A 13,248-nucleotide genomic window follows, 5' to 3' on the forward strand; every position below is an offset into this window, starting at 1 on the left:
TGTACACGACCACCTGCGACCCACTGTCCGCATCTCGGATGGCTGTCGTATCTACGTATGGCACATTTTCCATCCGGCGGATTCTGACGCCGGTCTCGGGAATCGTACGGGTTGGGCCATCGATGGCTGTCGAGACGCGGTTCCAGTCCATGCCGTCTTCCACGAAGGGTTCCGCGAAGGTCTGTGCCGCATAATCCCGGGCGGTACCGGCCGGAAGTCGATTGGATACGGTCGCCAGAACAGGGAATTGTCACGCATATGGCTCATCGAAACGGCGTTGCCACGACGCATGAACGTCGTAAACATACTCGCCATGAAGGCCGCGTGGGCCATCGTGGGATAGCCCGCTCGTGGCCACCCAGCGTTCACATTGGGTTGGAGATTCCACTCTCCAACGTCGATCTGGAGTCCATCAATCCCATACTGGCTGGCTTCCTGGACGACCTCTTGCATGAGGTGGTCGAATTCACTGGGAAAGTTGACGAGCACCTCGTTGTAACCAGTAGGGTCAGTATTGTTTGTGTCTAGCCACTCTTCACGAGCTGCACGATTGACGATTCCCCGCACGTAGCGGTGGATGTCGATACTCATTACCGACTGTCCGGCAATCTCGAACAGCTCCTGATTCCAGATCGGTGGCTCTCCCAGGTGAGTATCGCCCGACCCATCGTAGAAATCGGTGTACATTGGGTCGATACCGACGGCATGGACGTCGATTTCCGAGTCAGCCGCCGTCATCGCAGCCTGATAGGTCTGGAATTCGTCGGCATACTCGTAGATATCGGTATTGCCGATCTGATACTGCCCGTAGACCTCGTTACCGACTTGCCACGAAGTCACATTCCATGGCTCGGGATAGCCATGGTCCGCACGTAATTGCCCCATCTCCGTCGATTGGTCGCCGTTCACGTACTCGACCCAGTCGGCCGCCTCTTCCGGTGGAATTTCCGACCAGAACCCCACGTTGAGGATGGGTTCGATGTCGGTGATTTCACAGAACTCGAGGAACTCATTGGTCCCGAGATAGTTCCGTTCGAGCCCGCCCCAGTTCACGTTCGGAACGACTGGTCGGTCCTCGAGTGGTCCAACCCCATCTCGCCAGTGATACTGACTCGCGAAATTGCCGCCAGGCCAGCGAAGACTCGTCACGTTGTACTCGTCGAGAAGCTCTACTGTTGTCGGATTGAACTTCCCGTTGATGGCATCACCCGCTCGAAGCATGACCCAATCGAGATCGGCCCATACCCTCCCCTCAACGACGAGTGAGAGCTCGAATTCGCCGAATGGCGACCCCTGGTATCGTTGTCCACTCTGGTCAGGGAGTTGTAACGTGACCGTTTTTCGCTCCCATCCGAAACCCATAGAGACCGTTTCGGAAGCCTGAATGCTCCCATCGGGTGACTCGAGGCGGACCTCACAGGTATTCGTCCACCAGCCACGAACTGAGAATTCGACTTCGTACTCGAGCGTCCGGTCATCCGGCAGCGCCGTCCGTTGTTTGACACCGCCCCGAGCGGTCCCGCCACCATTTGAGAGCGAAATACGCTGGTAGCGTGGTTGGGTCACTCCCGACGGGGATGGACGCTTGTCTGCTGGCACGCCCGAGCCAGACTCCAGGTCGGGTTCGGCTTCGCGTCCGTGATCTCCACCAGTGGCCTGTGCAAAGTCGATGGTCCCCGCCTCTTCGACTGGTTCCCATGGGTACGCGATATCGTCATAAGTCGGTGTGTCGCGGTACAACACTGCGGTCCGATCGCCCGCTGTTGGGAGATTCCATACCTCGAAGGACCCGTTGGCGACGTGATCGGAGTACATTCCAGGATAGGCATCTCGTCCGTTGTGCTCGATGAATTTCCCGAAGATTCGCTCGTTGATCGTCCAGTCGGTCGCACTTGAAGGGTCGACGCTGACAACAGCGTCAGCGGTAGTTTGGGTGGTATTATTCATGGTCGCTTCCTCATCCGCGCTGTCCGTCTGTCCAGCGGCGTTCGCAGCTAGCCCTCCAGCCCCGAATAGGCTGGTTCCACTCAGCGTGATTCCTTTCAGGAAATTCCTTCTATCAACATCGGTAACAGCATCATTTTTTCTCATAGCGAGAAATTAGAGAGAGGAATTCTTCTTTGTTATTGGGTGCCTGAATATGGATTTCGGCGAGGACAAGGATAGGTTACTCCAGTAATAGTTATAATATTAACTTATAGAATTTATTTCCAATCCAACATTTTAGTAGTTTGAACTCACTATTGAGGCCAGCAGTACAGAGAGAGCGTTATCTACCGATGTCGATTACAATGGTAGAATAAGAGGACACAGCTCAACGGACAGAGACGTGTTGAATCCGGATTTCACCGTTCTCCCTGATTAGAAGTGGGACTCTCCGCGGAGGGGGGTCGTCGGCATCCAGGTTCTCGAACAGGCCATCTCCATCACAATCGTAATCAACCGGAAGGAGTTGCGTCACGGTCACAGTGTGACCGGTTCACTGATCCGATTTGCCTACAGGTTGAATACGTACGCTGCCCCCGAGTTGTTCCCGTTGTCGTGATCTCTAAATGCGCCGATGAGCGCGACTTCATCCGACATCGCCACCGAATAGCCGAACCAGTCGTTGGCAATCTCTTCACTAGAGGTGAGTTTCTGCTCTTCGGTCCACTGGCTACCGTCGAACCGAAATACATACGCCGACCCTGAGTCAGTCCCGGAGTCGTCATCACCATATGCACCGATGAGTGCAGTGTTATCCGACAATGCCATCGTATGGGCGAACTTATCGCCGGCAGTCCCGTCGCTGGCAGTGAGATTCTGCACCTCGACCCACTGGCTACCGTCGAACCGAAATACGTACGCCGACCCCAAGGTATCTCCTTTGTCACTCCCGTACTCACCGATGAGCGCAACGTCAGCCGACACGGCCACCGAAACACCGAACTTGTCATAGGCAACGCCGTCGCTGGCAGTGAGTTTCTGCTCCTCGACCCATTGGCAACCGTCGAACCGAAATACGTACGCCGCCCCCGAGTTCTTCCCATTGTCGTCATCAGCGTATGCGCCGATGAGCGCGACGTCAGCCGATATCGCCACTCGATGGCCGAACCCGTCGTAGGCAGTCCCGTCGTAGGGGGTGAGTTTCTGCTCTTCAGTCCACTGGCTACCGTCGAACTGGAAGACGTAGACCGACCCCGACCGATTCCTGTTATCGTAATCGTCGGAGGCGCCGATGAGCGCAACGCCATCCGATATCGCCACCGAAACACCGAATATGTCGTAGGCAGTTCCGTCGCTGGCGGTGAGCTTCTGTTCTTCGGTCCACTGACAGCCGTCAAACCGAAATACGTACGCAGACCCCGAGTGCTCCCCGTTATCGTCATCTCCTGGTGCGCCGACAATAGCCGTATTACCACTTATTGCGACCGAAGTACCGAACCCGTCATCGGTAGTCCCGTCACTGGCAGTGAGGTTCTGCTCCTCGACCCACTGGCAGCCATCGAACCGAAATATGTACGCTGATCCCGAGTGGTCCCCTCTATCGTCATTCCAGCTTGCGCCGATGAGCGCCGTATTGCCACTTGTTGCGACCGAGTAACCGAAGAAGTTGTTGTCATCACCGTCGCTGGGGGTGAGCTTCTGAAGAGATGAGTCCTGTCGTGCGTCCTGCAGGGAATCAGTATTCGGGTTTGTTTCGTTCTGTTCGTCTCTCTGTCCGCGACTGGCGAGTGTGCGCAGACTGAGTCCTGGCGTGGCAAGGCCAAGTGTACCACCGGTCAGCAGCAGCGACCGTCGCGAGATGACAGCCCTATGTGTCTCGGTTGTCTTTGGTGATTCATCAGGTTCGTCCGAGGGGACCTGTTCATCGTAATCTCATCCGATGTCCCTCTCCGCATAACAAATCACTATTGGCTGGATTAATTGGATCTCTTTTATACATATAAATTTATGGGCCTCTATTGATAGATAGAATCAGAAGGTGTGCAAAATCCGGGAATGGGAATTCGCACAGTGGCTAACCTCTTCGTTTTGCGAATTTAATCAGGTTGAACACCCCGAGTCCAGTACTTCGCCACCAAAGATGTCATCCTACCGGATGACGCCGACTTAACCCAGCCCATCGACGAATATGCTGACCGGGAAAATGACAAAGAATATGATGGTCATTCGGTTGAGCCTGACACGCGGTACGAATTGGACAACCTCATTCCAGATAAGACGAAACACTCGCATCCTCCCCTTGCGAATTCTTGGTAGCCCTCTGCCAGAATTACTAAATCCGTTCAGGTACCGAGAAATAAGACATGGCGGTCGTTACAGAACTCAGCATGAGTCCGAGTGACTTCCCACTGGGAGAACTCCTCACCGTTGGGACAACCACCCACATCGAATTCGAACGGGTCGTCCCGGTCGGTGAAAACGTTGTCCCGCTGTTCTGGGCGTGGGGTGAGGACTTCGATGCCGAGGAGTTCGAACGACGCGTGTTAGACAGCCCGTACGTTACCGACCTCTCGGAGCTTGACCGTATCGAGGACCGCATCCTCTATCTGCTGAACTGGGAGATTCCCGACGAAGCCTTCCTCGAAGGGCTTCAAGAGACGGACGGAATCATCCGCACTGCACACGGATACGACGGCGAGAATTGGTCATTTGAGTTGCTCTTTCCGTCGTATGACGACCTTTCTGCATTCCACAACTACTCACGGGACAACGACGTCGATTACACGCTCGGGCGTGTGTATACGCTCCGGGAGGTGGGAAAGACCCAACCAGCGATATCGCTCACCGACGAGCAGCGCGACGCACTACTGCTCGCGCTCCAGCATGGCTATTTCGAGTCACCTAGTCACATAACGCTCGACGACTTGGCGAAGGAATTGGACATCAGTCAACAGGCGCTCTCCGAACGGATTCGACGCGGAAACAAAGCTCTGCTCGAACAGACGTTGCTCGACGCGGATGATACCACCGACCGAGGTTGACTCGTAGCACCCATTTCCACTTATAAACATCCGGTTATAACAACCCCTTTGCTGATGAGGATAACGGTGTTGTGCATGGACGATGGAACACCCCACTAGCGCGAAACGCTCCTCGATAGGCATCGATGACATATTAAAAGTCATCGCTGACCCACAGCGCCGTCACATCCTTTCGTACCTGTCATCCGACTCCGAGACCCACTGTTCCGTTGCTAAGCTCGTCGATCACCTTCAGTCGCAGACCACTGGAGCCGACCAGTCACAACGTCACCTACGGCAGCGACTCCATCACGTGCATCTTCCGAAATTGCAAGATGTTGGCCTCATCACCTACGATGCGGAGACGCAGAAGATGCAGTATATTGAGAACCAGCAGTTAGAATCACTCCTCTCTCACGTGGAATCGCTTACCGAGACAGCCACCACCGAGTCGACCCCACACGACAAGTAGGCAGATTATCCGGACGTCCGATAGCGGTTTGGCGGACAACCATGTCGTATTCGATTCGTCTTACCGTCCGCCGGGGACCGTTTCCAAACAGCTCCGCGATGTGGGCGTATCGATTTGTGCGACGCCGTGAGAACAAGCGACCGCTTTCTTGTGATTGTCTCCCGGTTACAGTCACTTCAGAGACCGCTTGACATCCTCCCGCGCCTAAAGACGCGGGAATCCCGACCGCGGTTGGGATATTAGGGTTCGCGGTTAACAACCTGTTTTCGTGGGGCGAAACGGCCCTCACGACGGTCGAACAAGTGAACCGCTGGCTGTGCCAACCAGCCGGTACTCCTATCTCCTCCATCACAGACAAGACTCGGAGTTACTTTTTGTCGAATATTCTCAGCACCGTTCACATCGGCATTCATCGCCATCTCGCATTCGTCGCAGACGTACAACCCACGTTCAACCCGCTGGTCGCCATCGACCGTTCCACAAACCGAACACGACTTCGACGTATTTCGTTCCGACACCAGCGTAACCTCGATACCTTCGGCTTCGGCCTTGTAGTCGAGTAGCGTGGTGAACCTGTCGAACGTCCAACCATGCAAGTCGAGATTCCCGTGCGTTCCCCAATTTCGTGAGTCGCCGTTCTCGTCGTCACGGATACCACCGAGGTCACCGATGACAATCGTTCCGACGCGTCTCTCAACACATTCTGAAACGATGTGTTTCGTGAGTGTGTGGAGGAAGTGTGACCGTCGGTCGGTGCGTTTGCGGTCAATCCGCATCCGTTTCCGAGACCGGGAATCGCCACATTTCGCTTTCTCTTTCCCGAAGTAGTATTCGTCCTCTTTCAGGACGTTTCCGGGGAACAGAATCGACTCGCCGCCGAACGAAAGCGCGACGAAATTGCAGATACCGAGGTCAATCCCGGCTGTTTCGTCGCCCGGTGGTTCCGGGTCAATTATGGTTCGACAGACGAATTGAAGCCGCCACTCGTCACGCTTGTAAACGGCACGAACCTGTTGGATGTCCCACTTGGTCAGGTCAACATCTGGACGAGTTTGGTACTCACACAGAATGAAGTCCGATCGGTGTTCCTTGAGGTTGCGACCTTTCGAGAGGCGAACGCGCTGATACTGTGCATCATGCTTGAAGCCAGCCGCTTTGAACGACACGGTAGAACGTGGGTGTGAATCCCCCTGTTTGCGGAATCCGGGTGGTCGGCAACGACTGTCGCCGTTGCGACGCTTACCGAACCAGCCGGTGAACGCTTCAGCGAGTTCTTCGAGAACGCGCTGACTGGATTGAGAATGAAGGTCCGTATAGCGTTCGTGGCCTTTGAGTTCGGATTTGAGTTCCCCGTCATCGGGAATCTCGCCCGTAGCATCCCATCGTTCTTGTGTGTAGTAGCGACCGACGTTCCAGAGTTTGGACGCGGCCCATCCGAGCTGGTCGAGGTCGTCACTCACCTGTTGTTTGTTTGTGAGTGTAGCTTCGAATGTTCGGATGTTCGCATTGGATTTTGCCTTCATAACCAGTTATGGACCATGAAATCATAATACTACCGATTCGCGTGGAATATCCGGCCCATCCATCGACGGCGGGTGTGTAAACAAGCTTACGGCGCGTATCCACGGCCTAAAGACCGTGGTATTGCGCCTGTTCAATCTATAATTCTAGAGTTATATCCTCGTTTCTCACCGAATGAGAAAGTGAAACGATACTTTTCATCTTGTCAGTCGTATTTTATGACGCAGTACAATGACAACTACAGCACACACGACCGATCAGATGAAAGCCAAAGAACAGCAGTTTGTGACGGAAGTCTGGAACGAGGGCAACTTTGACCGCATCGGCGACATGGTGTCCGAAGCGTACACCGGACACTGGTTCGGCTTCGAGGACGAGCCTGTCGATTTCGACGGGTTCAAGGAGTTTATCCGTGCGGTGCGAACCGGATTCCCGGACTTCGAGATGGACGTCGAGTTCATGTTCGCTGAAGAGGACATGATTGCCATCGGATTCACCGCCGTCGGCACTCACGAGGGAGAATTCATGGGGGTTCCCCCGACTGGGAAGGCGGGCGACCCGGTCCCGGGCATCATGATTCACCGATTCGAGAACGGAAAAGTCGTCGAAGGATGGGCCGTCTGGGACGCGCTCGGTCTCATGCAGCAACTCGGTGTCATCCCCGAGAAGTTCAGCCTCGCGAGCTTCCTCGAAACGACGCTGAATCTCACCAAACAGGACGTTCTCAAGCGCACCGGGCGTAAGGCCTGAGTCGACCGAGAACGCTTTTTTCGCGAACCGATGCCCCATTGCGTACCAGTTGATGCTTCGACAACATTCCAACGCTACAGTCAGCCTCCGGCGACCGAGAGGAACACTCGCTGAAAGCGAGGTCCGTCATCGGGACCGGGGTCTGCCGCCGGACTCTGGTTGGAAGAGAACCACAGACCCGTATATCGTCAAGGAACCCACGTCATTCCTTTCTTTTCTTGCGCTTCGTCCGCCGACCGTTAGCTTCGTTTACTTCCACCCTGGATAAGGACAAATTATATTCTTTAATGAGTAGTTCGTAATAATGCAGCTGGAGAGGGCCACGCCCTCAGGAGGATTCATATGACATCGAAATCACGCCCAACAGTCCATGATCGTGTTCGAAGTGCCGGTGTCCCTGCTGCACTCATCGCTGGTGGCTTTAGTCTCTGGCAGACAAATCCCATGCTCGCCACAACGTTCATCGCTCTCGGTATCCTCATCTGGCTCGTCGTCCAGTCAATATAACGACACGTGCTGTTCGCCAGCGAACTCATCCGTCTGTGACTCTGGAGTAGCGACGCGACCACCTGCATCACCGTATATGCACCAATTGCCAACAGCAGTGACGAGTGTCGGATGCACGATGATGTGTGGTGATGTGTACGTACTGGTCGCTCTGAAGGGGATTGGACTTTCTTGGAGTCACAGCAAGTGACCGAGACCGAGAGGGCGTATTTATCACGTTTTCCGTCACCCCTTGAGACAGCGATGAGGAGTGAGCGGTATTTGGAGTGCGAGATACTTGCCTTGTATCTTGCAGCGGCCCATCGGTCCAAATCTCGATTCTCGAGAATACGTAACTCAGACTTTCACACACATATTCTGGTCGTCGTAAATCGAACTTCAAACAAACCAGGTCGTTCATCTGGACTCAAGGTTAGTGAATATTCTATCGATTTTGTGGATATTTTAATCTATTCGCGGATAAACTGGATAAATAAAAAAATATTTACAGTTCTAGTGTAACCTTCCATCCAACTGTAGTTGCGGAACCATGGATGAATCCATTCTCCGTCACGTCGTCGACGAATCTCCGAATCCCGTTATGGTCGTCGATGAGGATGGATTGGTGACCTATGCCAACCGTTCGTTCGGTGAAACGCTCGGTCTTACCCCAAAGGTGATTCTCGGAGAGCGCGTGGACTCACTGTTCACAGAGTGGCCAGACTCGTCGAAGCTACAGCGGACGGCGACGGATGGGTCATTGCTTGACTTGACAGGCTGTCTTGCGGATGGCGAAGAGGTTCCATTGTCGTGTTCAGTACGTGCTATCGAGAATGGCAAGACACAGTTTGTGGTGTTCCTCCGTGAGCGCAATTCGCTGCGTGGTGAGAACGTTCACGACGCGGTTCCGGACATATTCTACGCCTTCGACATGGACGGGTCATTGTTCGAGTGGAACGACCGCCTCTCGGCTGTAACGGGGTACGACGATGCTGAGCTTGCGTCTATGACGCCGCTCGACTTCGTGCCACCGGATGATCGCGAGATGATTGCCAACGCGATCGATAAAGTACTTGAAGGGGAACAAATCGAGACACGCCAGTCGGCGCTCGTTACTAAGATGGGCGAACACATCCCGTACGAGTTCAATGCGTCGCGTCTCACAGACAGTGAGGGAACCCTCGTCGGGTACGTCGGAACGGGACGAAACATCGCCGAGCGGGAGGCAGCCAAGCGGGCACTTCGAGAGAGCGAACGGATGCGGGCGACGCTTATCTCGAATCTGCCGGGAATGGCCTATCGATGTGCGAACGAACCGGACTGGCCGATGGAATTCGTCAGCGAGGGCAGTCACGAATTGACGGGATACGATCCCGATCAGATTGAATCGGGGACAGTGTCGTGGGGCGATGACGTGATCCACTCAGAGGATCGCAAGCGAGTGTGGGAGGAAGTACAGGACGCGCTGGCGGAAAAGGAGAGCTTCGAACTCACATATCGCATCCGAACCGCAGACGGGGAGACGAGATGGGTATGGGAGCAGGGCCGTGGCGTGTACGAAGACAGAGTGGACGCAACCGAAGGCGCTGACGTCATGAACGGCGCGGACGGGAGTAGCATGCGAGCAAATGACCTCGTCGCACTGGAGGGATTCATCTCGGACGTGACCGACCAACGGGAGACCGAGCAAGCACTCCGTCGCGAGAAAGAGCAGTTCCAGTCGCTCGTTCAGGGTGTCGAGGAGTATGCCATCTTCATGCTTGACCCCAAGGGGATTGTCCAAAGCTGGAACACCGGGGCAGAACAGGTGAAGGGATACGAGCGAGAGGAAATCGTTGGCGAACACTTCTCGACGTTCTACACCGACGAGGATGTTGCCAGCGGTGTCCCAGAGCAGAACCTTGCAGACGCCGTCGAGCACGGGTCCACCGAGGACAAGGGATGGCGAGTACGCACCGACGGGTCACTCTTCTGGGCGAACGTCGTTATCACAGCACTCCGAACTGAAGAAGGGGAACTCCGCGGATTTGCGAAGGTGACTCGCGACATGACTGAACGCCGAGAGCACGAACAGAAACTCGCTCAGCAGCGCGACGAACTGGCAACGCTGAACCGTATCAACGTCGTCATCCGCGACCTCGTCCGAGCGCTCGTCTCTGTGGCATCTCGCGAGGAAGTAGAAGAGACCATCTGCACCCGACTCGCAAAGACGAATCTCTACCAGTTTGCGTGGATTGGCGAGCGTGATCTGAACAGCGGCGTTGTCGCACGCGCGCAGGCGGGTGACGACGGGGGGTTCCACGAACACGTCGGGGCCGTCGCTGACAAGACAGAATGGGAACGGCCAGCAGCTGCGACGCTCCGAGACAGTGAATCTCGCGTCGTCCGAGACATCCCGAACGCCGAGACGTTTCCTGACTCGGTTCGGACGGCTGCCCACGAATGTGGTATCCACTCCGGTATTGCTGTCCCGCTGGAGTACGGTGGATCCAGCTACGGTTTGTTAGTCGTCTACGCGAGTCGACCAAACGCGTTTAGCGAACGGGAGGCAGCGGGATTCGACGTTCTTGGCGAAACCACGGGGTTCGTCATCAATGCTATTGAGCGCAAAAAGCTGCTGGCGGCCGACTCAGTAACTGAATTAACCTTCCGGGTGACTGCACCGAACGCCCTGCTTGCTGACCTCTCACAGCGTGTCGACTGCACGCTCACACTAGAAGGCACCGTCCCAACCTCCGACGGTGCCTACCTCTATTATACCAGAGTGACCGACGTCCCACCGGAACGTGTCGTCGAACTGGTCGCGGACGATTCGGATGTCATCGACTGTCGATTGGTATCGTCGCATGACAACGAAGGAGTGATCGCCCTCACGCTCACGTCGTCACTCGTAGAGACGCTGACCGACGCAGGCGCAAACGTCCGGTCGACTCGAGCAGCAGACGGCGAGGAGCGAGTGATAGTCGAAGTCCCGCACGATGCCAATATTCGGTCACTCGTAGAGACGCTTCGCGTCGACCACCCGGATGTCGACCTCGTCGCGAAGCGGGAGATCGAACGGCCGATTCGGACGGCCAGCGAATACCGTGAACAGTTGGGAAAGGAGTTGACGACCCGTCAGCAGGCGGCACTCCGGGCGGCCCACCTCGCAGGCTACTTCGACTGGCCACGCGCGAATACGGCCGAAGAGGTTGCAGATTCGATGGGCATCTCATCGGCGACATTCCATCAACACCTGCGGAAGGCGCAGGGAAAACTCGCGACGGCCTTCTTTGATGACGCCTCCAATTGAGTTCTCGGTGGGTCGTTGACTTCTACCCACGGCTAACGCCGTAGGCGTTCGCTAGCATAGTGTCGGAGTTATCTCTCGGTCTATCAAAATGACAGTCCGAAATGACGAATCAAAACACGTAGGTACCCAATACTTTCCAAACCGCCCCCTTCGTCTGAATGGCACACTATGACTGGGAGACAAACTAGAGAGAGCACTATCGAACTGGCTGGTCGGCGAGATACTACTCTGTCAGCCACGATGCTGTTTGACGTACTTGCGAGTCCTCACCGCCGGTTCATCCTCACGCATATGTCTCCCGAAAATGAGATTACGGTTGATGAGCTTGCCCGCCGTTTGGTCATCTGGGAGACTGACCGAATGGTCACAGACACAGTGGACGAGAATTCTCATCGGATTCGGACCAAACTCGTCCATGTTCACCTACCGAAGTTGGCGGACAAGGGACTAATCGACTACGACCGTGAGCAGGGAACCGTCGTACTACGAGAGACAGAGGCCCTCGATGCAATTGAGCAGTTTCTCGAACTCACCGACCACCTTTAGTGTTCTCGATAGGAGAGGGGGAATTTGATGGAGTACGAATACGATTCAACTGACGATGTGTATCGCGCTTACCTTGATTTTGAAAGCGGAGACTCGTTCAGTACGAGCATCGTAATGCTGATTACGGCCGTTGAGGGGATTGAAACACAAGATATGATACCACTATATAGCGCTCTCAATCCGGATGCTCTCGACGCGATTTTTCAGTCTCAGCATAGAAGCGACCGGGAAGATGGTTACGTCTGGTTCGTGTTTGCAGGGTATGAGGTGACTGTCTTTGCCGATGGCGTCATCGAACTCCGCAAGCAGAAGGCGGGGGAGCCGAGTCGACTGCTGATTCTCGAGACAATTATTCTTCTGCACGCAGCACTACGGCCGCCAAGTCCCCACATGTCTGGTATGAGACGCCTGATACATTCGTACTACGAACACAACAGCCAGTGAGTGTCGGATGGAAAATATGGCTCTTCTCTTCAGTACACAGTAACCGACCTACTGATTTGCTGCCGGAGCTCGCACAACATATACAGAGGAATTGTTTTAAACCAAATATGAACATTTGATTCTATGTAAGGATTTTTAACCATTCGCGGTGTAGAGATTCATTGGTAGTAGAGAGACTACCGGGGGAGGAATTCAGTGACACTATGACAGGAGGTCATCAAAAGCGGTGCGACGAAACGAGCACGCACCAAGAGACGGACTCGTACGCGGTGGTGGTAGCCACGAAACAGGAGGGGATAGACGTCGTTTTGCATGGGTTATCCGCTAGCCAAGCGGAACGAATCGCGGCTCGGAAAAACCGAGAGATGGACGGAGACTCCTCGGTCCATGCGGTGTCAGAAAAACAGATACAGGAGGCCCACGAGAATCTGCATCGGATTATCACATCGTGACGATTCAGGTCTAGTTATCCTTCTTCGGTGTGGGAAAACGAGATACTCTCTTCGAGAGCAAGGCAACCCCGCAGTTATCGGGAGAGAGGATGTCGCCTGACTGCACTCAAGGTCACTTTTTGCGAGATTCCAAGGTTTGTCGATAGACCGGTCACCGTCCAGTGAGATAAAATTCGTCTCGGTGTAGGGTTCGATCTGTAGGAGCATACCCATTCAGCGGTAGACTGGTGGTCGGGTGGAATGACGGACAGGACTGTTCCCGCCTAATCGTCACAGGCGTTCTTGATGGTTTCCTAATCATATTTGATGCCCTATATAATCTTTATAACCCTCAGAGCG

General features: G+C 54.7%; 8 protein-coding genes and 1 pseudogene. 6 read left to right on the forward strand and 3 right to left on the reverse strand.

What is annotated here, in order from left to right; all coding sequences use genetic code 11:
- Positions 1–51: 51 nt before the first annotated feature.
- Together BG842_RS18960 and BG842_RS18965 are read right to left on the reverse strand one after the other, a co-directional pair.
- Positions 52–1,815: a hypothetical protein gene (locus BG842_RS18960; RefSeq protein ID WP_217493345.1), complete on the reverse strand. Its 1,764-nt coding sequence runs from the start codon at positions 1,813–1,815 to the stop codon at positions 52–54.
- Positions 1,816–2,496: 681 nt separating this feature from the next.
- On the reverse strand, positions 2,497–3,786 hold the full coding sequence (locus BG842_RS18965) for an FG-GAP repeat protein (protein WP_342764821.1): 1,290 nt from the start codon (positions 3,784–3,786) through the stop codon (positions 2,497–2,499).
- 503 nt (positions 3,787–4,289) lie between these two features.
- Between BG842_RS18965 and BG842_RS18970 the strand changes: the two genes are divergently transcribed.
- Positions 4,290–4,967 (forward strand): helix-turn-helix domain-containing protein, encoded by a 678-nt coding sequence (locus BG842_RS18970; protein ID WP_069451993.1) that lies wholly within the window; start codon positions 4,290–4,292, stop codon positions 4,965–4,967.
- A gap of 690 nt (positions 4,968–5,657) precedes the next feature.
- Here the strand turns inward: BG842_RS18970 and BG842_RS18980 are convergent.
- Positions 5,658–6,941, reverse strand: coding sequence for an RNA-guided endonuclease TnpB family protein (locus BG842_RS18980; protein ID WP_069451995.1), 1,284 nt, complete (start codon positions 6,939–6,941; stop codon positions 5,658–5,660).
- Positions 6,942–7,170: 229 nt separating this feature from the next.
- Here BG842_RS18980 and BG842_RS18985 point away from each other — a divergent pair, with 229 nt between their 5' ends.
- The 5 genes and pseudogenes from BG842_RS18985 (at position 7,171) to BG842_RS19000 (ending at position 12,457) form a co-directional block, all read left to right on the forward strand.
- Entirely contained in the window at positions 7,171–7,689 is a 519-nt protein-coding gene (locus BG842_RS18985; RefSeq protein WP_083252637.1) for an ester cyclase, read from the forward strand.
- Positions 7,690–8,725: 1,036 nt separating this feature from the next.
- A pseudogene (locus tag BG842_RS33235) lies at positions 8,726–9,028 on the forward strand (PAS domain-containing protein); the annotation flags it as partial.
- Positions 9,029–11,467 (forward strand): bacterio-opsin activator domain-containing protein, encoded by a 2,439-nt coding sequence (locus BG842_RS18990; protein ID WP_254663305.1) that lies wholly within the window; start codon positions 9,029–9,031, stop codon positions 11,465–11,467. It begins immediately after the preceding pseudogene.
- Positions 11,468–11,827: 360 nt separating this feature from the next.
- Positions 11,828–12,013, forward strand: coding sequence for a hypothetical protein (locus BG842_RS32815; protein WP_139136192.1), 186 nt, complete (start codon positions 11,828–11,830; stop codon positions 12,011–12,013).
- Between the two features lie 27 nt (positions 12,014–12,040).
- A complete protein-coding gene (locus BG842_RS19000; protein ID WP_069451999.1) occupies positions 12,041–12,457 on the forward strand; it encodes a HalOD1 output domain-containing protein in 417 nt (138 codons plus the stop codon).
- The last annotated feature ends 791 nt before the right edge of the window (positions 12,458–13,248 follow it).

Source organism: Haladaptatus sp. W1 (genome assembly GCF_001723155.1).
GTDB lineage: Archaea > Halobacteriota > Halobacteria > Halobacteriales > Haladaptataceae > Haladaptatus > Haladaptatus paucihalophilus.

Bases quoted from the DNA above. Each gene is read 5' to 3' on its own strand.
- BG842_RS18960 (WP_217493345.1), bottom strand. From the start codon at position 1,815: ATGTACTCCGATCACGTCGCCAACGGGTCCTTCGAGGTATGGAATCTC.
- BG842_RS18970 (WP_069451993.1), top strand. From the start codon at position 4,290: ATGGCGGTCGTTACAGAACTCAGCATGAGTCCGAGTGACTTCCCACTG.
- BG842_RS18980 (WP_069451995.1), bottom strand. From the start codon at position 6,941: ATGAAGGCAAAATCCAATGCGAACATCCGAACATTCGAAGCTACACTC.
- BG842_RS18985 (WP_083252637.1), top strand. From the start codon at position 7,171: ATGACAACTACAGCACACACGACCGATCAGATGAAAGCCAAAGAACAG.
- BG842_RS32815 (WP_139136192.1), top strand. From the start codon at position 11,828: ATGGTCACAGACACAGTGGACGAGAATTCTCATCGGATTCGGACCAAA.
- BG842_RS19000 (WP_069451999.1), top strand. From the start codon at position 12,041: ATGGAGTACGAATACGATTCAACTGACGATGTGTATCGCGCTTACCTT.